We start from the raw sequence: 23,184 nt of genomic DNA on the forward strand, positions 1-23,184 counted from the left end.
GGAAATCTGCCCGTAGGACGAATGGGCTCGCCGCGGTCCGACAGGCGGGCGAATGATTTTTGCGGATTGCCCGTGAAGGGTGACAGCGCGCGGCCGACTTGCTATGCCCGCGCGAACCTTTTCCTAGAGACCGAACTATGCCCGATCTTTTGCTCGAACTACGATCCGAAGAGATACCTGCTCGCATGCAGCGCAAGGCGGCCGGCGACCTCAGGAAGATGGTGACCGACGGCCTGGTCGAGGCCGGGCTGACCTATGACGCCGCCCGCGACTACTGGACGCCGCGCCGGCTGACGCTCAACGTGCGCGGCCTGACAGCGCGGTCGAAGGATGTGCGCGAGGAGAAGAAGGGCCCGAGCACCAAGGCGCCGGAGCAGGCGATCGCCGGCTTCCTGCGCTCGGCGGGGCTCGACGACATCAGCCAGGCGCATGTGCATTCCGACCCGAAGAAGGGCGATTTCTATGTCGCCCATATCGTCAAGCCGGGCAGGGCGGCGGAGGAGATCATCGCCGAACTCATCCCAGGGATCATCCGGGACTTTCCGTGGCCGAAATCGATGCGCTGGGGCGCGGCATCGGCAAAGCCCGGCTCGCTGCGCTGGGTCCGGCCGCTGCAGTCGATCGTCTGCACCTTCGGCCCCGAGACCGAGGAGCCGGTGGTGGTCGACTTCGAGGTCGACGGCATCCGCGCCAGCAACGTTACCTACGGCCACCGCTTTCACGCGCCCGATGCGATCGTGGTGCGCCGTTTCGAGGATTATGCGGCCAAGCTCGAGGCGGCGAAGGTCGTGCTCGACGCCGACCGCCGCAAGGAGATCATCCTTGCCGATGCGAAGAACCTCGCCTTCGCCAATGGGCTGGAACTCATCGAGGATGACGGGCTGCTGGAGGAGGTGGCTGGGCTGGTCGAATGGCCCGTCGTGCTGATGGGCGAGTTCGAGCAGGATTTTCTCGACATTCCCGCCGAAGTGATCCGGCTGACGATCCGGGCGAACCAGAAGTGCTTTGTGACAACGCGCCCAATCTCCCCCCTTGTGGGAGAGATGTCGCCGAAGACGACAGAGGGGGGCGCTGTCCTGCCAATCTCTCAATCAACCGAAAACCTTGAGGGCGGCGACGGTAAGCACTCTACGTTGCCCCCCTCTGTCCTGCCGGACATCTCCTCCTCAAGGGGGGAGATTAGCCAATCGTCACTCTCCAACCGCTTCATCCTGACCGCCAATATCGAGGCCAGGGACGGTGGCAAGGAGATTGCTTACGGCAACGGCAAGGTGGTGCGGGCGAGGCTGTCGGACGCGCTGTATTTCTGGAAGACCGACCAGGCGGACCTGCCCGACCTCGACGAGTTGAAAGGGTCGGCGGAAAAATTCGGGCTCGATTTGAAGAAGCCGCTCGATCAGCGCATGGCGCGGCTCGACCATCTCGGCGTGACCTTCCACGCCAAGCTCGGCACGCAGGGAGAGCGGGTGGAGCGCATCGCGCGGCTGGCGGAGGAGATCGCGCCTATCGTCGGCGCCGATCCGAAGCTCGCGCGCCGCACGGCGGTGTTGGCCAAGGCCGATCTCCAGACCGAAGTGGTGGGCGAGTTCCCCGAACTGCAGGGCGCGATGGGCCGCAAATACGCGCTGCTGCAGGGTGAGCATACTTCGGTCGCCGCCGCGATCGAGGAGCACTACAAGCCGCAGGGGCCGTCCGACCGCGTGCCGACCGACCCCGTCTCGGTGGCCGTGGCGCTGGCCGACAAGCTCGACACGCTGGTCGGCTTCTGGGCGATCGACGAGAAGCCCACGGGCAGCAAGGACCCGTATGCGCTGAGAAGGGCGGCGCTGGGGGTGATCAGGATTGTGGTCGAGAATGGGGTGCGGTTAAGGCTTAATCCGATTAGCCTCCGCAGTTCGCTTGCCACTGCAATCTTCCTGCATGCACGCCGCTTTGCCGCGGCAGGTGAAAGACTAGCGCTAGCTGATGAATTGTCGCTTCTCGCAGACACCGATTCTTTGAGGGAAATGGTCGGCAAGCGGATTGGAGAGATGTTCGATGGCAATGAAGAAGAAACAATCTGGACCGCCGCAAACACGTCGAGTTCCGACCTCCTCTCCTTCTTCCACGACCGCCTGAAGGTCTATCTCCGCGACCAGGGCGCGCGGCACGATCTGATCGACGCTGTGCTGGCGAGTGGCGCGCCAATCTCCCCCCTTGAGGGGGAGATGTCGGTGAAGCCGACAGAGGGGGCCGGAACATCGTCGAGGCACCCCCTCTGCCCTGCCGGGCATCTCCCCCTCAAGGGGGAGATTGGCCAATCTTCAAACGACGACCTCCTGATGATCGTCCGACGCGTAGAGGCCCTGTCCGCCTTTCTCGATACCGAGGACGGAAAAAACCTGCTCGCCGGGACCAAGCGCGCGGCGAACATTCTGGCGGCCGAAGAGAAGAAGAAAACCCTCATCGCCGACTCCGTCGATCCCGCGCTTTTGCGTGAGGATGCGGAAAAAGCGCTGTTCGCCGCGGTGAATCAAGCCGAGAGCCAGGCCGGCCAAGCGATTCAGAATGAAGACTTTTCCGCCGCCATGCGCGCGCTTAGCGAGTTGCGTGAACCGGTTGATTCATTCTTTGAACGCGTTCTCGTGAATGATGAGGATGTGGTTGTCCGCGCCAACCGGCTGGCGCTGCTCGCCCGCATCCGCGCGGCTACCGATCAGGTCGCGGATTTTTCCAAAATAGCCGGATAGCCTGCCGCACTGGCTCGGAACTGGCGGCGTGCTCGGTTGCGCAACGGGAAAGCGCGCATCAAGCGGCGGATCAGCGGTCGATGATTACAGGATCGCCGGACGGTTTGGGTGCGCGAGGCGCTTCGGGGGCTTCGGGGGGAGGCGGCTCGGCCGGCTTTTCGGCGAGGGTCCGCTTCGGGTCGTAGACGACGGCCGGTTCCCGTTCATCCGCGTGCGGCAAGCCGTTTCCCGTCGGGAAGGCGCCGCCGGCGATGCCGCCGCGCAGCACCATCGGCGAAAAATCGCGCTGCGTCTTCTCGCCGACGGAGGCGACGTTCTCATAGGCGACATTGGACGGGCCGAAGGCGATGATGGACCGGCTGACCATGTGGCGGTCGTCGGTCTCCGCGGCCGCCGGAGCCTCGTCCGGCGGTCCGGCGATCACAAAGGATGGGCCGAGCTGCTCCGTCATCGCCTCGAGCGTCACGATGGACGAGGCGTGAGCGGAGCCCGCGCAGCAGGTCGCCGCGGCGACAAGGGCAAAAGGCTTCCAGAACGATCGCACCGGCATGCTCCATTGCATTTCCACGCTGGTCCCTTATCAGTCCGGGGTTGATGCCCGCTTGAGGCGATGCGCGGCATTTTAGCGATCGGACATATTCGAAGGATTGCGGGAAGTGGCGGAAATTCGCGACGCAGCCGAGGCGATGGACGAGGCGCTGGCCCTGCTCAGGGCCGGCGAAATCGTCGCGATCCCGACCGAAACCGTCTATGGGCTCGCCGGCGATGCGACCAATGGCGCGGCCGTCGCGAAGATTTTCGAGGCGAAGGGCAGGCCGCGCTTCAATCCGCTGATCGCCCATGTGGCGACGATGGCGATGGCCGAGGAGATCGCTGAATTCGATCCGCTGTCGCGAATACTGGCGGAAAGATTCTGGCCAGGTCCGCTGACCCTGGTGCTGCCCTTGAGGCCCGGCGGCGCGATCCACCCGCTGGTTACGGCCGGGCTAGACACAATCGCGCTCAGAATGCCGCGCGGCTTCGGTGCCAAGCTCATCGAGCACCTCGGCCGGCCGTTGGCCGCGCCCAGCGCCAATTCGTCGAACAGGATAAGCACGACGACCGCCGCGGCGGTCGCCGACGATTTGGGCGACAGGATCAGGCTGGTGGTCGACGGCGGCGCGACGCCGGTCGGGCTGGAATCGACCATCGTCAAGGTCGAGGATGGAAGACTGCGGCTGCTGCGGCCGGGCGGCATAGCCGCCGAGGAACTGGAGGCGGCAGCGGGCGTGGCGCTGGTGCGCGGCGCGGAAAATGGCGTCGAGGCGCCGGGCATGCTGGCCTCGCATTATGCACCGGGCGCTCTGGTGCGGCTCAACGCGGAGGATGTGGCGGCCAGCGAGGCGCTGCTCGCCTTCGGGCCGGAACGCGTCAAAAATGCGGAAGGCGCGTTTGCGGTGTTAAACCTTTCCGAGACCGGCGATCTCACCGAGGCTGCGAGCAACCTTTTCTCGCACCTCCAGGCGCTCGACCGCAGCGGCGCGAAAATGATCGCGGTGGAGCCGATACCATATGAGGGGCTGGGCGAGGCGATCAACGACCGGCTGGCGCGCGCGGCAGCGCCGCGTGACAGCGGCGCTTCGTATCAGTAGGAACGGCCATGGAAGCATCCGAGCAAGGCATCGACGCAGCGCTCCTCGACCGCTTTGCGGGAATCGTCGGCGAAGCCTATGCGTTGCGAAGCGACGCCGACATCGCGCCTTACGTCAGCGAGCGGCGCGGCCTCTATCCCGGCCGGACGCCGCTGGTGCTGCGGCCGGGCAGCGTCGACGAGATCAGCCGCATCATGCGGCTGGCCACCGATACTAGAACGCCGATCGTGCCGCAGGGCGGCAATACCGGCCTTGTCGGCGGGCAGATGCCCGACAGTTCCGGCCGCGAGATCGTGCTCTCAATGTCGCGCATGAACCGCATCCGTGAGATCGACCTTTTGTCAAACACCGCTACCGTCGAGGCCGGCGTGGTGCTGCAGACGCTGCGCGACGCGGCGGATGCGGCCGACCGGCTGTTTTCGCTGTCGCTGGGGTCGCAGGGCTCGTGCCAGATCGGCGGCAATCTTTCATCGAATGCCGGCGGCACCGGCGTGCTTGCCTATGGCAATGCGCGCGAGCTCTGCCTCGGCCTCGAGGTGGTGCTGCCGACCGGCGAGGTGCTCGACGATCTGCGCAAGCTGAAGAAGGACAACACCGGCTATGATCTGAAGAACCTGTTCATCGGCGCGGAGGGCACACTCGGCATCATCACGGCGGCGGTCCTGAAGCTTTACCCTAAGCCCAAGGGCAGGGAGGTCGCCTGGGTCGGGCTCAATTCGCCGGAGGCGGCGCTGGCGCTGTTCAGCAACGCGGTGGACCAGGCGGGCAGCGGCCTGACCGCGTTCGAGCTGATCGCTGACCGGCCGCTAGAATTCGCCGTCCGCCACATCCCGGGAACGGTGCGCCCGCTGGCGGGAGCCTGGCCATGGCATGTGCTGATGGAGGTGTCGTCGGGACGCTCCACCGAGGATGCGCGCGGCATGATTGAGGATATTCTTTCCGCCGGGCTGGAGAAGGGGCTTGCCGGCGACGCGGTGATCGCCGCAAGCCTGGCGCAGGCGGATGCGTTCTGGCGCATCCGGGAGTCGCTTTCCGACGGCCAGCGCCCGGAAGGCGCGTCGATCAAGCACGACATTTCGGTGCCGGTCGCTTCGATACCCGAATTCATCGGGCGCGCCGCAATCGCCGTTGAACGGGTCAGCCCGGGGGCTCGCGTGGTCTGCTTCGGCCATATGGGCGACGGCAATTTGCACTACAACATCTCACAGCCTGTGGGCGCGGATGGCGCGGCGTTCCTCGGCCTATACCGGGCGATGAACAAGGCCGTGCACGACATCGTGCGCGACCTCGGCGGATCGTTCTCGGCCGAGCATGGCATCGGCAGACTGAAGCGCGAGGAACTGATCGCCACCGCCCCGCCCGTGGCGATCGACCTGATGCGCCGCGTCAAGACGGCATTCGATCCGGCGGGCATTATGAACCCGGGCAAGGTGATTTAAAATCAGGCGATGCCTGCCGTCGTCATTTTGCAGCGGCATCTGCGGTCAGTCCATTCACACCTTCTTCACACCCCTTGCCAACACCTTGCACTTGGTCGCAAAGCGATAACCATGCCCCGGATCAGCAAAATTTAACCGACTTTCTTAAGCGCGGCGGTAAGGTCCGCGGCGTAGGCTTCTTCCCATAACGAGACCGGGAAAACCGGTTCGGAGAGACCGGAAACCGGCTCTCAGGAGTAACAGGAAGAAGGCGCACTCAATGAGCACCGGACTGAAGCCAGTCTGGGCGGGACGCAACATGCGTCTCGACCCGTTTCGTCTGCCGCAAATGGTCAGCTACGCAACCCGCGACGCCTATGGCGATGTGACCTTCACCATCGATCATCGCGGCGCGGTGCTGCGCCGGGTGCTGGAAATGAGCGGCCTGCCGGTGACGGTGGCGCTGCCGGCCAACGCCTTCCGCGGCGTCGCGGCGCGGGCTCTGGAGGACGAGCACGGCACGGTGACGGTGACGCTGGAACTGCTGCACAATGATCCGATGCTGTCTGTGCCGCTGCTGGTGGCCGACGATCTCGACGATGTCGCCGCTGACTGGCGCGCATGGGCCGACGCCTACCGCCTTCCGATGCTTTTGATCGAGGCCGACGGCATCGCCCGCACGCTAGAGGAATCGCTCGGCGCCGCGATCAAGGCGCTGCCGCCGCAGGAGCGCCGCAAGGGGCGCACAACGCCGACGCGCAGGCCACGCTTCCTCGCCCGGCGCAAGGCCGGCAATCTCGGCCTGAGGCTGGTTGTCGACGGCGCGGAAATCATCGCGCGGGACGATCTATAGAAGCGGCTTCAGCGCCATCCAGGCGCCGCCGGCGACGAGCCCGAGGAAGATCAGCCAGCCGACGACCTTGTTCGAATGGAACAGCCTCAGACATTGCGCCGGATTGTCGATGTCCAGCACATAGATCTGGCGCGCCATGTGCGCGCCGGCGGCGACGAGGCCGGCCAGCGCCGGCATCGGCGCTTCCGCCGCGGCGAAGGCGATTGCGAAGAACATCAGCGCGAAGCCGTAAAGGCCGGTCAGCCAAATCTTGGTGTTGTCGCCGAAAAGACGCGCCGTCGAGCGCACGCCGACAATGGCGTCGTCTTCCTTGTCCTGATGCGCGTAGATGGTGTCGTAGCCGATCACCCACAGGATCGAGCCGAGATAGAGCATGATGGCCGGGCCGTCGAGATCGCCGAACTCGACCACCCAGCCCATCAGCGCGCCCCAGGAAAACGCAAGCCCCAGAACCAGTTGTGGCCAGTTGGTGATTCGCTTCATGAACGGATAGATGGCCACGACAGCGAGCGAGCAGAGGCCGAGCACGATCGCGAAGCCGTTGAACTGCAAGAGCACCGCGAGCCCGGCGAGCGCCTGGACAATGAGAAAAATCCAGGCCTGCCGGCGCGTGACCTGGCCGGACGGCAGCGGCCGCGAGCGGGTGCGCTCGACCTCGGCGTCGATCCGCTCGTCCACGATGTCGTTGTAGGTGCAGCCGGCGCCGCGCATGGCGACCGCGCCGAGAAGAAACAGGACGAGCGTGAGCGGCGAGGGCAAGAGCGACAAGAGCGGGTCGCCCGGCCGCGCAAACGCCGTCGCGGCCAGCGCCGCCGACCACCAGCATGGCCACAACAACAACCACCAGCCGATCGGCCGATCCCACCGCGCAAGCTGCGCATAGGGCCACATGCCGCGCGGTAGCGCGCGGTAGACCCAGTGACCGCTCGGCGCGTCGGCGACGCGGCCCTGGCCGGTTCGCGATTGAATGGTTTCCATTGAAGTGGAGTGGCAGCGCGGGGCGCAGGCGTCAAGAAGGCGAATTGTCCTTGATAAGCGAAGCCTATACTTGACCGGCCTGTTTCGCGGCCATACCGGGTGAACCGGAAACCGGAGGCATACGGCATGAACATCCTTCTCATCGGTTCCGGCGGGCGTGAGCATGCGCTGGCCTGGAAACTGGCCGCCTCGCCGATGCTGACCAGGCTTTACGCCGCGCCCGGCAATCCGGGCATCGCCAAGGCGGCCGAATGCGTGGCGCTGGATGTCGCGGATCACGCGGCGGTCGCGAATTTCTGCCGTGAGAAAGCGATAGATCTCGTAGTGGTAGGTCCGGAAGGGCCGCTGGTGGAGGGGTTGGGCGACGATCTGCGCACCGCCGGCATTCGCGTTTTCGGGCCGTCGAAAATGGCCGCGCAGCTCGAGGGCTCGAAGGGCTTCACCAAGGACCTCTGCGCCAGATACGGCATCCCCACCGCCGCGTACGGCCGCTTCGGCAGCGCCTCAGAGGCCAAGGCCTATATCCGCAAGATGGGCGCGCCGATCGTCGTCAAGGCCGACGGTCTGGCCGCCGGCAAGGGCGTGACCGTCGCCATGACGCTGGAGGAGGCGCTGGAGGCGGTCGACACCTGCTTCGACGGCGCGTTCGGCGGAGCCGGCGCGGAGATCGTGGTCGAGGAGTTCCTGACCGGGGAGGAGGCGAGCTTCTTCTGCCTGTGCGACGGCGCGACCGCGCTGCCCTTCGGCACCGCGCAGGACCACAAGCGCGTTGGCGAGGGCGACACGGGCCCCAACACCGGCGGCATGGGCGCCTATTCGCCGGCACCTGTGATGACGCCGGAACTCATCGAGCGGACGATGCGCGAGATCGTCGAGCCGACCATGCGCGGCATGGCCGAGATGGGCGCGCCGTTTTCCGGCGTGCTGTTCGCAGGCCTGATGATCACCGAGAATGGCCCGAAGCTGATCGAATACAATGTCCGCTTCGGCGACCCCGAATGCCAGGTGCTGATGATGCGGCTGAAGGACGACCTTCTGGTGTTGCTCAGCGCTGCCGCCGACGCGCAACTGGCGCACATGTCGGCGCGCTGGCGCGACGATGCGGCGCTGACCGTGGTGATGGCCGCGGACGGTTATCCCGGCACGCCGAAAAAGGGTTCGGCCATCCGCGGTTTGGAGAAAACGGGCGACGGCGTCGAGATTTTCCACGCTGGCACGGCCGAGCGCAACGGAGAGATCGTCGCCAATGGCGGGCGCGTGTTGAACGTAACGGCAATGGGCAGGACGGTGAGCGAAGCGCAGCGGAAAGCCTATGCCGCGGTCGACCTGATCGACTGGCCGGAAGGTTTTTGCCGCCGCGACATCGGATATAAGGCGGTGGAAAGGGAGCGGGGGCTCTAAGCGGCGAGGCCGTCATCATCCCGCCCGCCTGTAATCCTCAATCACCTCCTCGAGCACCCGCTGCGCCCATGGCCCCAGCGGCTCGGCGTCGCGGTGCTCGGCATATGTGATCAGCGCCTTCCACAGCGTCCAGCCGCGGCCGCGCGCCCAGGTTGCCTTGTCGGCGGGCATGGCGGCGCGGAACGCCTCGCGGCTTTCGCCTTCGAGGAACGTCCAGGCGATGTAGAGGTCGCATGCGGGATCGCCGACGGCCGACGAGCCGAAATCAATGACGGCACTGAGCCGGCCATCCTTGACCAGCAGGTTCCCGACCGCCACGTCTCCATGCACCCAGACAGGCTTGCCACGACATGGCGCGGCAAGCGCCGTTTCCCAGATCTCGGTCGCCGTATCGGCGTCGATCGCGCCGTCGAGTGCGGCGATCGCCCGTCTCGTTTCGCCGTCATAGACGGTCAGCGACCCACCGCGGAAGAAATTGTGCTTGCCGGGCGGAGGCCCGCCGGTGGCGTTGGCCTGCTGCAGCGCGACGAGGAATTTTGCGAGCGCGGTCGCGAATCCCGTCATGTCGTCGATGCGGTCGACCGAAGCGGTCTCTCCGTCGAGCCACCGGTAGATCGACCACGGCCAGGGATAGAAGTCGGTCGGCTCGCCTTTCGCCAGTGGCGTCGGGATCGGAAGCGGCAGGTGCGGGGCGAGCTTCGGCAGCCAGCGCTGTTCCTTTTCGACCTGCGCTGCATAGGACGCGGCGCTCGGCAATCTCACCGTCATGCGGTCGCCGAGATGAAAAGTCCGGTTGTCCCATCCGCCGAATTCGACCGGCCTGATCGCCAGGCTGGCCCATTGAGGAAATTGCGCGGCCACCAGCCGGCTCACCAGCGCTGGTTCAATGTCCATTCTGTCGGTCGTCATGCTGGCGGGAAAGGCTCTCTGCTGTGATCGCCTTCCAATTGCGGCATCGGCCGTTGATCGCTAGTTCTGCCCTTCCGGAACCGTGGCGGTGACGATCGGGTCGATCCCGGCCGGTGGTGAGTCTCCGATGCCCGCCCATGCGACCATGCTGTTCCTGATCGACGCTAAATAGCCGGCGAGCGCCTGAAACCACGAGCCGCTCGTTTCGTATCTATCGGGATAGTGCTGGCCGCGCACCTGGAATGCTGAGGCCAGCGCAACGGCGGCGCTTGCCTGCTCGACAGGCGCGTAGGACAGCGCGACATGGCCGTCAAGCGCTTGCTGCCGGGGGACTGGCACGGGAATGCTGGCGATCATCTCGACGGGAACGTCGAGCAGACCGCCGAACGGCCAGGCTTGGCGCAGTTCCTCCACACTCATCGAGGCGACGTTGACGTCGATGTCGAGCGGCGTTCCAGGAACGCGATAGGGGCACTGGCGCGCATTGCAGTTTGCCTGCGCGGAGAACTGCCAGAGCGTGTAGGTCGGCCAGTTGCCCTTCGGGAAATGCATGCCGATTTCAGGCTTGTAGCGGGCATACCAGAGCGGCAGCCGCGACAGCAGCGGGTACTTTTCACGGTTGTCGGCGATGTGCTGCGCCGTCGTGCCGTTGGTGTAGAGGATTGGGAAGCGGCCGACGCGGCGATGGACGTGGCGCGCGAATTCCTCCGCGTCCTCCAGCGACATCCATTTTTCCGGGTCGTTTTCCTCGATATCGAGCGCCAGCAGATCGTCCGGGCCGGGTTCGGCGAAGTCGATGAAATTGTTGGCCTGGTCGACCGGGTTGCCCGGCCGGGCAAGATGATAGGCGCCCCATTCGAGCCCGAGTGCGCGGGCGACGGTCCGGCGGGTGTGGAACAGTTCGCGTGCCACCGCATGGCGCTTGAACAATGCCTTGCAGAGCGCGATTTCCGTCTGGTTACCGGAGCAGGCATAGGGCGGCGGCAGGCCGTCGGAGGCCTTGCTGATGAAGCCGGCGATGCGTTTGTCGGTTGCGAGTTTCTGCCAGTCGATCGAATTGTATTCGTAGGCGTCGATCACCAGCGCCCGGTCGCTCTTTTTCCAAGGCTCGGAAAACTCAGACGCGGGCGCAGCTGGCGCGAATGGCGTCGCCATTGCCGCGCCGAGCGTCAGCGAGATCAGAAAATGGCGAACGGTCTTGCCGAACAAGGCGCAGAATCCCCGCGGGTCAAGTGGGCATTCTTGCCTGTCGTGGTTAATAAAATGCTGCTTGCGCGCTGTCCCGAGCTTTATCTGCCCGGAATGAAGGTGAAAGGATCGGGCGCCGGCCTGTCCGGCAGGCTGCCATCCGCCTCGCGCCTGCGAAAATGGGCGAGTGAACATTTCGGCGAGCAGAGGATGCCGCGGTCGCTCCAATAGGCTGGACCGTTGTCGATGTTGCCGTGATAACACCAGAAGCCGGTGGCGCCATAAGGCAGACTGCATTCGATGCAGCGGCGGGTCTCTGGTCTTGCCAGCATTTTTTCACGTGTTCGGTTTCCGGCATATTTAGCCTCGACGGCGCGACGTGCAACGCTGGATCATTATTTGACGTTTACGTCAAAAGTAACTAGCCCTTGCGACCGACAATTGGCTAGTGTGGCACTGCAGCGGGTAGCGACCGCCTGAATGGAGGAGAGGGCAGAATGTATCGAGCGCCGGTCGAAGACATCGCCTTCACGTTGAAGCACGTCGCGGGCTTGAAGGCCGCGCTGGATGCCGGCGCGCTCGGCGACCTCACCGAGGATCTAGTCGACGCGATCCTTTCCGAGGCGGGACGCTTCGCCACGGAAGAGATCGCACCGCTGGCCAAGATCGGCGACGAGCAAGGCGCGGTGCTGAAGGATGCAGCCGTCACGATGCCGGCCGGTTGGAAGGATCTTTACAAGCGCTGGACCGAGGGCGGCTGGAACGGCCTGTCGGCGCCGGAAGAATATGGCGGTCAGGCGCTGCCCATGATGCTCGGCGTTGCCGCGCTCGAAATGTGGAATTCCGGCTCTATGGCGTTTGCGCTCGGCCCGACGCTGACAATTGGCGCGGTCGAGGCGATCGAGAAGCACGCTTCCGACGAACTGAAGCGGACATATCTCGAAAAGCTGGTGTCGGGCGAGTGGATGGGCACCATGAACCTGACGGAGCCGCAGGCGGGCTCCGACCTCGCAGCGCTCCGCATGCGGGCCGAACCGACCGGCGACGGCTCCTACCGCATCTTCGGCCAGAAGATATTCATCACCTATGGCGAGCACGATTTCACCGACAACATCGTGCATCTGGTGCTGGCCCGGCTGCCTGATGCGCCGGCGGGCACCCGCGGCATTTCTCTGTTCCTGGTGCCGAAATTCATTCCAAACGAAGACGGCTCGCTCGGCCGGCGCAACGATGTGTTCTGCGCCAGCATCGAGCACAAGCTCGGCATCCACGGCTCGCCAACCTGCACCATGATCTATGGCGATGGTTTTGCCGAGGGCATTACGCCCGGCGCAGTCGGCTGGCTGATCGGCGAAGAGAATCGCGGCCTCGCCTGCATGTTCACCATGATGAACAATGCGCGGCTGGCGATCGGCATACAGGGCGTGGCGGTGGCCGAAGCCGCGTTCCAGAAAGCGCTCGCCTACGCCAATGAGCGGCGGCAGGGCAGGGCCGCCGGCTGGTCCGGCGAGGGCATGGCGCCGATCGTCCGCCACCCCGATGTGCAGCGAAATCTCCTCACCATGAAGACGCTGACGCAGGCGGCGCGCGCCATCTCCTATGCCTGCGCGCATGCAACTGACATGGCGCGAAACAGCCAGGGGGAGGAAAGCGCGCACTGGCAGGACCGCGCCAATCTGCTGACGCCGATCGCTAAGGCGTTTTCCACCGACATCGGCGTCGACGTGGCCTCGCTCGGCGTGCAGGTACACGGCGGCATGGGGTTCATCGAGGAAACCGGCGCGGCCGCACTCTACCGCGATGTCCGCATAGCGCCGATCTACGAGGGCACCAACGGCATCCAGGCAATTGATCTCGTGGTGCGCAAGCTGCCGCTCGGCGGCGGCGAGCATGTGTTCGGCTATATCGCCGAACTCGACGAAATCGCCAACGCGATCGCGGTATCCAATCGCAGCGGCTTCGGGCGAACCGCGCTCCTTCTCGAACAGGCGCTCGACTGCCTGACCAATGCGACGCGCCATCTCCAGCAGCGCCTTGCCGATGGAAGAACAGACGACGCGCTTGCCGGCGCCACGCCCTATCTCAGGCTGTTCGCGCTGACGGCGGCGGCGGCCTATCTGGCGCGCGGCGCGCTGGCAGATGATGGGGAGGAGCGTACGGTGCTCTGCCGGTTTTTCGCCGAAAACCTGCTCGGTGAGACGCGGGCGCTGAAGGACAGGGTGACCGGCGGCGCCGAAAGCCTGGCGGCCGCCGCAAAGACGCTGATCCTTGGCTGACGCCCGCAAGAGGATTCATAGACAATGAGCGAACATATCATCCTCGAGCGGCAAGGCGCCGTTCAGATTATCCGGATGAACCGTCCGGACAAGAAGAACGCCATCACGCGGAAAATGTATGCCGATATGGCGAGCGCACTTGCGGCGGGCGATGCCGATCCGGCGGTCCGGGTCCACGTCTTCTTCGGGGTTCCCGGCGCGTTTTCGTCGGGCAACGATTTGGCCGACTTCATGGCCGTTGCCATGGGCGATGAGGGCGGCACGGAAGTCTGGGATTTCCTGCTGGCGCTGGCCACCACACGAAAGCCGGTCGTTTCGGGCGTCGACGGCATCGCCGTGGGCATCGGCACGACGATCAACCTGCATTGCGACCTGACTTTTGCCACGCCGGGCACGATTTTCAGGACGCCCTTCGTCGATCTGGGCCTTGTGCCGGAGGCAGGATCGAGCCTGCTGGCGCCTGCGGTGCTCGGCTGCCAGAATGCATTTGCGCTGCTCGGTCTCGGCGAAGGATTTTCCGCCGAGCGGGCGAAGGATGCCGGCCTGATCTACGCCGTCGTGGACAAGGAAAGGCTGGAGGCGGAGACGCTTGCCGCGGCGCAAGCGATCGCCGCCAAGCCGCCCGAGGCGCTGAAGATCGCCCGCGACCTGATGCGCGGCTCGCGCGAGGACGTTGTCGCGCGCATCAAGGAAGAGGGGGCGCATTTCCAGGACCGGCTGAAGTCGGACGAGGCCAAGGCGGCTTTCGTGGCCTTCATGGAACGCAAGAAGGCGTGATGAAATTTGCGCTGACAGGATTGCGCCGGCGCCGTCTCGCACCGATATAGGCTACGCCAAGGCAAACGGTTCGGTGGGCACCCGGCGCCGCTTTCAGAGGAGGACGCAAGCGTGACGTCCACGACGCGCCGCAAGCTGACGACGATCTTTTCGGCGGACGTCCAAGGCTATTCACGGCTGATGGCTGCCGATGAGGAAGGCACCCTTGCTACCCTCAAGCGCTATCGCGACGCCATGGCGCGGCTGATCGAGGCCCATTCCGGCCGCGTCGTCAACACCTGGGGCGACGGCGTGATCGCCGAATTCCCGAGCGTGGTGGAATCGGTGCGCGCCGCGATCGATGTCCAGAACGAACTGGCCGAATACAATGCCGGCCGCTCAGCCGACGAGCGTATGCTGTTTCGCATCGGCATCAATCTCGGCGACGTTATCGTCGAAGGCGACGACATCTATGGTGACGGCGTCAACATCGCCGCGCGCCTGCAGGCGTCTGCTCCGCCGGGCGGTATCGTGATCTCAAACACGGTCTATGATCAGGTCCGCAACAAGATGACGGTGGGCTTCGAGTTCCTGGGTCAGCTTTCCGTGAAGAATATCGAAGAGGCGGTGCCAAGCTATGCCGTCAGGATCGGCAACACTCCCGTGACAAGCCCGGAGCCGAAGGAGCCCCGGACCGAATGGGGACGGCAGCCGGCCCCGTCCGCACCGCAGGCGCGTGGTTCCGTCGCCCCGAATCTCGCCCGAAGCCCTGCAATCAGCCGGAAAATGGCGATTATCGGCTTCGTCGCTGCCATCCCGCTGGTCGTCAATCTGCTTTCATGGGAAGGCGAGTTCTGGGCGCGGTGGCCACTCTTCGGCTTCGCGATGCTGGCCGGACTGATCTGGGCGCGGACCAACAGGCTGATCGATCCTATTCTTGCAATACTCGGCGTCGCCGGGCTGGGCGTGATTGCGGTCAATCTCCTGTCCTGGAGCGGCGAATTCTGGGCCGCCTGGCCGTTGCTAGGCATATCGATTGCTGCGGGGATTCGTTGGATTACCGGTCCGGGGCGCAGACGGCAGGCACGGTGAGCGTCCACGGCAGCTACGGATAAAGCCGCGTCTTTTCCCATCCGCCGGCATCGGTGCGGCTGAACATGATGCGGTCGTGCAGGCGGAAGGGCCTGTCGTGCCAGAATTCGATGGTCTGCGGCTTGATGCGAAAGCCCGACCAGTAGGGCGGGCGGGGGATGTCGCCAAAGGCGTAGCGGGCGGTGTATTCGGCGACCGCCTTTTCCAGCGCGAACCGGCTTTCGAGCGGGCGCGACTGCTTCGACGCCCAGGCGCCGATGCGGCTGCCGCGCGGCCGCGTCGTATAGTAGGCGTCGGCCTCGGCGTCGCTGACGATCTCGACCGGCCCGCGCACGCGCACCTGGCGGCGCAGCGACTTCCAGTGGAAGCACATCGCAGCCTTCATCGAGGATAGGATCTCGCGGCCCTTGGTGCTTTCGAAATTGGTGTAGAAAACAAAACCCTGCTCGTCGAAGCCCTTGAGCAGCACCATCCGCACGTCCGGCATGCCGTGCTCGTCGACGGTCGCCAGCGCCACGCCGTTAGGGTCGTTCGGCTCGCTTTTCACCGCATCGTCGAGCCATTCTGCAAAGAGCCGGAACGGCTCCGCGGCCTCGGTAAAGTCACCGCTTGTTAACTCTGTTTGGCTCATAGTTTCAGCTCGTATTCATCGGGTTCGGGGAGATTGCCGATTGTCGCGCGCCGCGCAAGCGTCTGAAGGCGGTTTCCTGCATTCGCTGCGGCGGCAAGGGCTCAATGTGGCGCTTTTGGCGGCGATGCTGCCGCTCTGCGCCTGCGCGTCGGGTGGCTTCAGCCTCGAAAAGGCCGAGATCGACCAGACCATCCTGACCGGCAATGTGTCGCAAAGGGGAGTGCCCATAGCAGATCCGGAGCGCCTGTCGGACGAAGCGACTATCCGCAATGCCGTGTCGTCGGCCGACATGGAATTGGGCGGCGTGCCGCTGCCCTGGGCAAATGTCGGCACCGGCTCGCGCGGCACGATCACTGCACTGGCCGAGCATAATGACAGGGGCCCGCTCTGCCGGCACTTCACCACCTCGCGCGAAAGTTTCGACGGCGTCAGCCTCTACCGGGGAGAGGTCTGCATGGTCGCGCCGGGGGCGTGGCGGATGGAATCGTTCAAAGCCTTGTAAGTTGCCGCGCACTGGAATCTCTTCCTACGCAGGCGCATATAGAGCGCACAATCTGAATTTTCGCAGGCAGGAAGCATGCGCGATCCATATGAAGTTTTGGGCATTGCGAAGAACGCATCGGCCAAGGACATAAAATCGGCGTTCCGGAAGCTCGCCAAGAAGCACCATCCGGACCAGAATCCCGATCCAAAATCAAAGGACGAGTTCGCCGCAGCGAACCAGGCCTACGAGATTCTCGGCGACGAGAAGAACCGCGCGGCGTTCGACCGCGGCGAGATCGACGCCACCGGCAAGCCGCGCTTCCAGGGTTTCGACGGCCATCCGGGTCGTGCGGGCGGAGGCGATCCGTTCGCGGGTTTCCGGCGGCAGCAGGGGCCTGGCGGCACGCGCTTCGAGTTCAGGTCCAGCGCGCCGGGCGGCGATCCATTCGCCGGCGCCGACATATTCTCGGAACTCTTCGGCGAGGCCTTTTCGCAGCGGCCGGGCGCCGGCCCCGGCGCTGGGATGGGCGCCGGCATGAGGCGGCAGGCGGGCGATCTCAACGCCACGCTCGACATATCGATCGAGGAGGCGGCGACCGCGGCCAAGGTCAATGCGATGTTCCCCGACGGGCGCAAGCTCGCGGTGAAGCTGCCGCGCTATGTCGAGGATGGCCAGACGATCCGACTCAAGGGGCAGGGCGAGCAGGGTCCGGGCGAGCCGGGCGATGCGCTCGTGAAGATCCGCTTCCGCCGCCATCCGCGCTACCGCGTCGAGGGCCGCGACCTGCATGCCGATCTGCCGGTTTCGCTGGAGGATGCGGTGCTCGGCGCAAAAGTGCCGGTCGAGACGCCGACTGGCCGTCTGTCGGTCAGCGTGCCGGCCTGGTCGAGTTCGGACAAGGTTCTGCGGTTGAAGGGCCGCGGCTTGCCGGAAAAGGTCGGCGGCAATGCCGACCTTTATGCGCATGTCCGGATCATGCTGCCGGAGCGCGGCGATGAGGAACTGGAAGCGCTGATGAGGAAGCGGCAGTAAAAGGCATCGGGGCGGCGCCCGCCGCGTCTGCTTTCGCCCTTTCCGGAGCCGGCGCCCGCAGGAATAGCGCGAATATCTCGCGCTCAAGCTGCGCACTGCTCAATGGCAGAACCAAACGCTCGCGGGAAAGTTAGCTGAGTCACTGCTGATGAAGCGGAGATGTGACCGCCATGCCGGAACTCGCCACCTATCTCGCTCCTCGGGGCGGTGCTTGCCTATCAGTTGTCCGGGCCGGGCCCGACATGCTGCTCGTCATGAGCCGCGGCGTCGGACAGGGGTGGCGCGTGGCGCTTTCGACAGCGCTCGGCTGCGTCGCGGCCGGAGTGATCCAGATTCCGCTGCTCGCGCTCGGCATTGCCTCCCTTGTCGCTTCGTCGCCCGTCGCCTACGAGATCCTGCGCTGGGCGGGGGCCGGCTACCTGATCTATCTCGGGATAGGCCTCTTGCTTCCGCGCCGGAATGCGGCAGGCGTGGAGAGCATGGTGGGCACGACGCCCGACGTGACATGGAGCGCGGCATTCCGGCAGGGCATGGTCTGTAATCTGACCAACCCCACCGTGCTGACTTTCATGCTGGCCATCCTGCCGCAGTTCGTAGATCCCTCGTCGGGTCCGGCTGGAGTGCAACTGCTGGTATTTGGAGCCACGATGAAGGGCACGGGCCTGCTGACCCTCGGATCGGTGGCTCTGGCCTCGGGTGCGGTAGGCGGTTGGCTCTCGCGCCACAGCGGGTTGCTACTATGGCAGGAGCGTTTCGCGGGCGTCGTGATGATCGCTCTCGGCCTGCGTCTTCTTTTCGCCGGAGAGGCGCGTCCGGCATTGCGCTGACGCGGGAATTTCTTAACTGAATGCTAAACCGGTGACAGCAGGGCGGCGTCATCCGAATAGACTTCACAGCGGGGCGTCGGTAGAATCTTGTCGAAAGCATTTCCCGGAAGGCGCCAATCATAATGGCCACTGAACATATTCGGCGCAGGCTTGCGGCGATTCTGGCAGCCGACGTGGTCGGCTACAGCCGGCTGATGGAGCGCGACGAGACGGCCACGCACACCACGCTCACCGCGCGGTGGAAGGAGGTTCTGGAGCCGCTCGTCGAGCAGCATCAGGGCCGCGTCTTCAAGCGGACCGGCGACGGCGTGTTCGTCGAGTTCGGCAGCGCGGTCAATGCGGTGGAATGCGCGGCTGCGTTGCAAGGCGCGATGAACGCGGCCAACGACGACATGCCGAAAGACCGGGCGATCGTTCTGCGCGTCGGGGTCAACCTCGGCGACATCATGGTCGACGACAGCGACCTTTTCGGCGACGGCGTCAATATCGCCGCGCGCCTCGAGATGCTGGCTGATCCCGGCGGCGTGGCGATATCGGACGGCGTCTACCAGCATGTGCACGGCCGCGTTGGCATCGATTTCGTCGATGGCGGGCTTCACGAGGTCAAGAACATCGAGCGCCCCGTGCACATTTGGACCTGGTCGCCGAACGGCCGCGCAAATGCTGTTTCCGAGGCTGTCGCCGAGACTCCGCCGCCGCTTCCCGGGAAGCCGTCGATCGCCGTGCTGCCGTTCGACAACATGTCGGGCGACCCGGAGCAGGGCTATTTCGCAGACGGCATCACCGAGGACATCATCACCGACCTGTCCAAAGTTTCGGGCCTGTTCGTGATCGCCCGCAATTCGTCCTTCGCCTACAAGGGCAAGGCGCCGGACATCCGCAAGGTGAGCCGCGAACTGGGTGTCCGTTACGTGCTGGAAGGCAGCGTGCGCAGGGCCGCCAATCGCATCCGGATTAACGCCCAGATGATCGACGGCACGACCGGCGGCCATCTTTGGGCCGAGCGCTACGACCGAGGCATCGAGGACATATTCGCGGTGCAGGACGAGGTTACCCGCACCATCGTCAGCGCGCTCAGGGTGAAGCTGACGCCCAGCGAGGAGACGCGGCGCGAGGGCCGCGCCAAGGTCGATCCCGAGGCGTACGACCTGCTCGTCCGCTCCCGTGAGACCATGCTGCAGCTCAGCGCCCAGGCGTCCAGGGAAGCGCGCGGCATGCTGGAGCGCGTCGTTGCCATCGATCCGCATCTGGCGGCCGCCTATGCCCGGCTTTCGATCATCGCTTTCGCCGAATTCGTCAACCAGTGGAATGATGCCACGCCGGAAAATCTCACACAGGCGATGGACCTGGCGAGGAAGGCGATCGAGATCGACGATACGGAGGCGCAGGCCCATATCTCGCTGGCCCTCGCCCTTGCCTGGATGCGGCGCCTGGACGAGGCGGAAAGCCACGCGGAGCGGGCGGTGGCGCTCGACCCGAACTCGGCCGACGCCTATACGTCGCTTGGCACCGTAAGGGATTATCAGGGAAAGCACGAAGACGCCGTGGCGCTTTATACACGGGCCCACCGGCTCGACCCGCAATTCGACATGTCGCTGCATTTCCTTGGGCGGGCGCTGTTGACGCTCGGGCGCTTCGACGAGGCGGAGATCGCTTTCAAGAGACGGCTGACGCTTGCCCCGCGCTCCGACATGACGCGTTTCTATCTCGCCTGCCTCTACGGCCGAACCGGCCGTCACGAGGAGGCGCGGCGCTATTGGCAGGAGACGCTGGACGTCAATCCGAGCTTTTCCGTCGGCCACCTGAAGCAGATCCTGCCCTACCGGGACCCGGATACGCTCGACCGGCTGGTGGCCGGACTCCGCGAGGCCGGGATTTCGGTCTGAGCACCATCAAAGCTTGCTGGCTTTGGACGCCTATGCGATAGGGCTGTCCGTATAAAAAACGCGGAGATAGTCATATGGCGGGTGGACAGGGCCTCATGGCCGGCAAGCGGGGCCTCATCCTCGGCGTGGCCAACAACCGGTCGATCGCCTGGGGCATAGCGAAGGCCTGCGCCGACCAGGGCGCCGAACTTGCGCTGACATACCAGGGCGACGCCTTTAAGAAGCGGGTCGAACCGCTGGCGACGGAACTCGGCGCCCATATCGTCGGCCATTGCGACGTGACTGACGCCGCGAGCGTCGACGCGGTGTTCGACAATGTTGCGAAGCTCTGGGGCAAGCTCGATTTCGTTGTTCACGCCATCGCCTTCTCCGACAAGGAGGAACTTGACGGGCGTTATGTCGAGACCACGCGCGCCAACTTCCTGCGCACCATGGACATCTCCGTCTATTCTTTCACCGACGTCGCCAAGCGCGCCGAGCCGCTGATGACCGACGGCGGCTCGCTTTTGACGCTGACCTACTACGGCGCCGAGAAGGTGATGCCGCATTACAACGTCATGGGCGTCGCCAAGGCGGCGCTGGAGGCGAGCGTGCGCTATCTTGCGGTCGATCTCGGCGGCAAGAATATCCGCGTCAATGCCATCTCGGCGGGCCCGATCAAGACGCTGGCCGCCTCGGGTATCGGCGACTTCCGCTATATCCTGCGCTGGAACGAATACAACTCGCCGCTCAAGCGCACGGTGACGCCGGAAGAGGTGGGCGATGCGGGCCTGTATTTCCTGTCCGACCTGTCGCGTGCGGTGACCGGCGAGGTGCACCATGTCGATTCCGGTTATCATGTCGTCGGCATGAAGGCCGTCGACGCGCCGGACATTTCCACCGTCAAGGAGTGACGGCCGGTCCGCCTGATCTTCCCTGTCCAGATGTCACATCCCAGGTAGTCCGCCGCGATGTTCCCGCTTGTCTATTTCGTGCGCCACGGCCAGACGGACTGGAACAAGGAGGGGCGGCTGCAGGGTCAGGCCGACACCGACATTACCGAGCTCGGCCGCCGGCAGGCCGACCGCAACGGCCGCAAGCTCGCCGAGCTGATCGGTAGGGCGGAAGGCTTCGACTTCGTCGCCAGTCCCATGCGCCGCACCTGCGAGACGATGGAGCGCGTTCGCGCCGCGATGGGGCTTCCGCCCGACGACTACCGCACCGATGCGCGGTTGGTTGAAGTGCATTTCGGCGACTGGCAGGGGCACACATTCGTCGAGCTCGAATCGCGGCAGCCCGGATCGACCATGGCTAGGTCCAGGGATAAATGGAACTTCGTGCCGCCCGGCGCGAAGGGCGAAAGCTATCAGATTCTGTTGGAGCGCGTGCGGCCGTGGTTCGAGGCGCTGGAGCGCCCGACGGTCTGCGTGGCGCATGGCGGGATCATACGCACGGTCTTCAGGATGGTCGAGGACACGCCGGAACGGCAAGCCGCGAGGCTCGACGTTCCCCAGGATCGGGTGCTCAGGCTGTCGGACGGACGTCTCGACTGGCTTTGAGCAGAGTTTCGGCTATTCCAACAGCTCCATGTCGGTGATGAGCTTTTCGCCGCTTACCTCGTCATAAGCGAGCAGAACGTCCATGCCTTCTTTGAGCGCCGCGACGTCAAATTCGCCCGGCAGCTTGTAGGACTTTCCATCGTCCAGCGTGATCGTCAGGCGTTCGGTGTCGATGGCCTGGATCGTGCCCTCGGCTTCGGCGGCGAAGGCGGCGGTCGAAAGCATCAGGGAAGCGGCAAAAACGCCAATGAGAGTGCGCATTCTCGTCCTCTTTTTTCTTGCGCTTCGCATCTTTGGGCGTGCGAACGCGGGGGCGGTTCGAAGAGAGCAGCATCAACGAGAATATGTCAAAACTAAAACCGCTCCGATCACGGTTTGACCACCGCAAAAAACGACAATAGAACGCTGGCGTGAAACCGGCCCGCCGCCGGCGGGGCAATTCTGCGATGTCGCACAACACTTTCGGCCATCTGTTTCGCGTCACCACCTGGGGCGAGAGCCACGGTCCGGCCCTTGGCTGCGTGGTCGATGGCTGCCCGCCCGGCATCCGCTTCACGCTCGCCGAAATCCAGGGCGAACTGGACAGGCGCAAGCCCGGCCAGTCGCGTTTCGTCACGCAGCGTCGCGAGCCGGACGAGGTGAAGGTGCTTTCGGGCTTCGTCATGGATCCGGACGGCGAAACGATGATTTCGACCGGCACGCCGATCTCGATGATGATCGAGAATGTTGATCAGCGCTCCAAGGATTACGGCGAGATCGCCAGGCAGTACCGTCCTGGTCATGCCGACTACACCTACGATGCCAAATATGGCGTGCGCGATCATCGCGGGGGTGGCCGCTCCTCGGCTCGCGAAACCGCGGCCCGCGTCGCCGCTGGCGCGATCGCGCGCAAGATCGTGCCGGGCATGTCCGTCCGCGGCGCTCTGGTCTCCATGGGCGTCAAGGAGATCGACCGCTCGCGCTGGAACTGGAATTTCGTTCGCGATCCAGAAAACCCGTTCTTCACCCCCGACCCGGACTCGGTGAAGATTTTCGCCGATTACCTCGATGGCGTCCGCAAGGCAGGCTCCTCGGTCGGCGCGGTCATCGAGATCGTCGCCGAAGGTGTTCCGGCCGGACTTGGCGCGCCTGTTTACGGCAAGCTCGACCAGGACATCGCGTCGAACCTGATGTCGATCAACGCGGTCAAGGGTGTCGAGATCGGCAATGGCTTCGCGGCCGCCCGCATCACCGGCGAGGAGAACGCTGACGAGATGCGCATGGGCAATGACGGCAAGCCGGTGTTCCTGTCCAACCATGCCGGCGGCATTCTTGGCGGCATTTCGACCGGCCAGGCGATCGTTGCGCGCTTCGCAGTCAAGCCGACTTCATCGATTCTTACGCCACGCAAGTCGATCGATACGGACGGCAAGGACGTGGACGTCACGACCAAGGGTCGCCACGACCCCTGTGTAGGCATCCGAGCCGTGCCGATCGGCGAGGCGATGGTTGCCTGCGCCATCGCCGACCATTATCTGCGGCATCGAGGACAGACGGGAAGAACTTAGCGAATAGT

At 64.7% G+C, this 23,184-nt stretch carries 22 protein-coding genes; 15 read left to right on the forward strand and 7 right to left on the reverse strand.

Annotated features, from left to right (window positions below):
* Positions 1 to 137: 137 nt before the first annotated feature.
* Positions 138 to 2,729 (forward strand): glycine--tRNA ligase subunit beta, encoded by a 2,592-nt coding sequence (locus ABVK50_RS06725; RefSeq protein ID WP_353647019.1) that lies wholly within the window; start codon positions 138 to 140, stop codon positions 2,727 to 2,729.
* Positions 2,730 to 2,799: 70 nt separating this feature from the next.
* Here ABVK50_RS06725 and ABVK50_RS06730 read toward each other — a convergent pair whose 3' ends face one another.
* Entirely contained in the window at positions 2,800 to 3,279 is a 480-nt protein-coding gene (locus ABVK50_RS06730) for a hypothetical protein (protein ID WP_353642300.1), read from the reverse strand.
* Between the two features lie 106 nt (positions 3,280 to 3,385).
* Here ABVK50_RS06730 and ABVK50_RS06735 point away from each other — a divergent pair, with 106 nt between their 5' ends.
* From ABVK50_RS06735 to ABVK50_RS06745, 3 genes are all read left to right on the forward strand, one after another.
* Positions 3,386 to 4,360, forward strand: a complete 975-nt coding sequence (locus tag ABVK50_RS06735) for an L-threonylcarbamoyladenylate synthase (protein ID WP_353642299.1) — start codon at positions 3,386 to 3,388, stop codon at positions 4,358 to 4,360.
* An 8-nt stretch (positions 4,361 to 4,368) separates the two neighbouring features.
* Positions 4,369 to 5,799 (forward strand): FAD-binding oxidoreductase, encoded by a 1,431-nt coding sequence (locus ABVK50_RS06740; RefSeq protein ID WP_353642298.1) that lies wholly within the window; start codon positions 4,369 to 4,371, stop codon positions 5,797 to 5,799.
* Positions 5,800 to 6,058: 259 nt separating this feature from the next.
* A complete protein-coding gene (locus ABVK50_RS06745) occupies positions 6,059 to 6,631 on the forward strand; it encodes a DUF6101 family protein (protein ID WP_353642297.1) in 573 nt (190 codons plus the stop codon).
* On the opposite strand, the gene ubiA is transcribed toward ABVK50_RS06745, so the two are convergent.
* On the reverse strand, positions 6,626 to 7,609 hold the full coding sequence (gene ubiA, locus ABVK50_RS06750; protein ID WP_353642296.1) for a 4-hydroxybenzoate octaprenyltransferase: 984 nt from the start codon (positions 7,607 to 7,609) through the stop codon (positions 6,626 to 6,628). The two genes, ABVK50_RS06745 and ubiA, sit on opposite strands and share 6 nt — an antisense overlap.
* A gap of 126 nt (positions 7,610 to 7,735) precedes the next feature.
* Between ubiA and purD the strand changes: the two genes are divergently transcribed.
* Positions 7,736 to 9,010, forward strand: a complete 1,275-nt coding sequence (gene purD / locus ABVK50_RS06755) for a phosphoribosylamine--glycine ligase (RefSeq protein WP_353642295.1) — start codon at positions 7,736 to 7,738, stop codon at positions 9,008 to 9,010.
* A gap of 15 nt (positions 9,011 to 9,025) precedes the next feature.
* On the opposite strand, the gene ABVK50_RS06760 is transcribed toward purD, so the two are convergent.
* From ABVK50_RS06760 to ABVK50_RS06770, 3 genes are all read right to left on the reverse strand, one after another.
* The gene (locus ABVK50_RS06760; RefSeq protein ID WP_353642294.1) at positions 9,026 to 9,904 is read right to left on the reverse strand and encodes an aminoglycoside phosphotransferase family protein; all 879 of its coding nucleotides are present in this window, start codon (positions 9,902 to 9,904) and stop codon (positions 9,026 to 9,028) included.
* A gap of 75 nt (positions 9,905 to 9,979) precedes the next feature.
* On the reverse strand, positions 9,980 to 11,074 hold the full coding sequence (locus ABVK50_RS06765; protein ID WP_353645996.1) for a GH25 family lysozyme: 1,095 nt from the start codon (positions 11,072 to 11,074) through the stop codon (positions 9,980 to 9,982).
* Between the two features lie 134 nt (positions 11,075 to 11,208).
* Positions 11,209 to 11,439: a hypothetical protein gene (locus ABVK50_RS06770; RefSeq protein WP_353642293.1), complete on the reverse strand. Its 231-nt coding sequence runs from the start codon at positions 11,437 to 11,439 to the stop codon at positions 11,209 to 11,211.
* Between the two features lie 165 nt (positions 11,440 to 11,604).
* On the opposite strand from ABVK50_RS06770, the gene ABVK50_RS06775 reads away from it, so the two are divergent.
* The 3 genes from ABVK50_RS06775 to ABVK50_RS06785 all read left to right on the forward strand — a co-directional run bounded on the left by ABVK50_RS06775 (position 11,605) and on the right by ABVK50_RS06785 (position 15,231).
* A complete protein-coding gene (locus tag ABVK50_RS06775) occupies positions 11,605 to 13,383 on the forward strand; it encodes an acyl-CoA dehydrogenase (RefSeq protein ID WP_353642292.1) in 1,779 nt (592 codons plus the stop codon).
* Positions 13,384 to 13,407: 24 nt separating this feature from the next.
* Positions 13,408 to 14,160 (forward strand): crotonase/enoyl-CoA hydratase family protein, encoded by a 753-nt coding sequence (locus ABVK50_RS06780; RefSeq protein WP_353642291.1) that lies wholly within the window; start codon positions 13,408 to 13,410, stop codon positions 14,158 to 14,160.
* Between the two features lie 111 nt (positions 14,161 to 14,271).
* On the forward strand, positions 14,272 to 15,231 hold the full coding sequence (locus tag ABVK50_RS06785) for an adenylate/guanylate cyclase domain-containing protein (protein ID WP_353642290.1): 960 nt from the start codon (positions 14,272 to 14,274) through the stop codon (positions 15,229 to 15,231).
* 13 nt (positions 15,232 to 15,244) lie between these two features.
* Here ABVK50_RS06785 and pdxH read toward each other — a convergent pair whose 3' ends face one another.
* Positions 15,245 to 15,862, reverse strand: coding sequence for a pyridoxamine 5'-phosphate oxidase (gene pdxH / locus ABVK50_RS06790; RefSeq protein WP_353642289.1), 618 nt, complete (start codon positions 15,860 to 15,862; stop codon positions 15,245 to 15,247).
* 40 nt (positions 15,863 to 15,902) lie between these two features.
* On the opposite strand from pdxH, the gene ABVK50_RS06795 reads away from it, so the two are divergent.
* From ABVK50_RS06795 to ABVK50_RS06820, 6 genes are all read left to right on the forward strand, one after another.
* Positions 15,903 to 16,364, forward strand: a complete 462-nt coding sequence (locus tag ABVK50_RS06795) for an RT0821/Lpp0805 family surface protein (protein WP_353642288.1) — start codon at positions 15,903 to 15,905, stop codon at positions 16,362 to 16,364.
* Positions 16,365 to 16,439: 75 nt separating this feature from the next.
* On the forward strand, positions 16,440 to 17,378 hold the full coding sequence (locus tag ABVK50_RS06800; RefSeq protein WP_353642287.1) for a DnaJ C-terminal domain-containing protein: 939 nt from the start codon (positions 16,440 to 16,442) through the stop codon (positions 17,376 to 17,378).
* Positions 17,379 to 17,548: 170 nt separating this feature from the next.
* On the forward strand, positions 17,549 to 18,205 hold the full coding sequence (locus ABVK50_RS06805) for a LysE family translocator (protein ID WP_353642286.1): 657 nt from the start codon (positions 17,549 to 17,551) through the stop codon (positions 18,203 to 18,205).
* Between the two features lie 122 nt (positions 18,206 to 18,327).
* Entirely contained in the window at positions 18,328 to 20,091 is a 1,764-nt protein-coding gene (locus ABVK50_RS06810) for an adenylate/guanylate cyclase domain-containing protein (protein ID WP_353642285.1), read from the forward strand.
* 74 nt (positions 20,092 to 20,165) lie between these two features.
* Positions 20,166 to 20,984: an enoyl-ACP reductase FabI gene (fabI, locus tag ABVK50_RS06815; protein WP_353642284.1), complete on the forward strand. Its 819-nt coding sequence runs from the start codon at positions 20,166 to 20,168 to the stop codon at positions 20,982 to 20,984.
* Positions 20,985 to 21,041: 57 nt separating this feature from the next.
* Positions 21,042 to 21,629: a histidine phosphatase family protein gene (locus ABVK50_RS06820; RefSeq protein WP_353642283.1), complete on the forward strand. Its 588-nt coding sequence runs from the start codon at positions 21,042 to 21,044 to the stop codon at positions 21,627 to 21,629.
* A 12-nt stretch (positions 21,630 to 21,641) separates the two neighbouring features.
* On the opposite strand, the gene ABVK50_RS06825 is transcribed toward ABVK50_RS06820, so the two are convergent.
* Positions 21,642 to 21,890, reverse strand: coding sequence for a DUF1344 domain-containing protein (locus ABVK50_RS06825; protein ID WP_353642282.1), 249 nt, complete (start codon positions 21,888 to 21,890; stop codon positions 21,642 to 21,644).
* 185 nt (positions 21,891 to 22,075) lie between these two features.
* Between ABVK50_RS06825 and aroC the strand changes: the two genes are divergently transcribed.
* Complete coding sequence (gene aroC, locus ABVK50_RS06830; RefSeq protein ID WP_353642281.1) at positions 22,076 to 23,176, forward strand: chorismate synthase; 1,101 nt, start codon at positions 22,076 to 22,078, stop codon at positions 23,174 to 23,176.
* Positions 23,177 to 23,184: the final 8 nt, after the last annotated feature.

It is taken from the genome of Mesorhizobium sp. WSM2240 (assembly GCF_040438645.1).
GTDB lineage: Bacteria > Pseudomonadota > Alphaproteobacteria > Rhizobiales > Rhizobiaceae > Allomesorhizobium.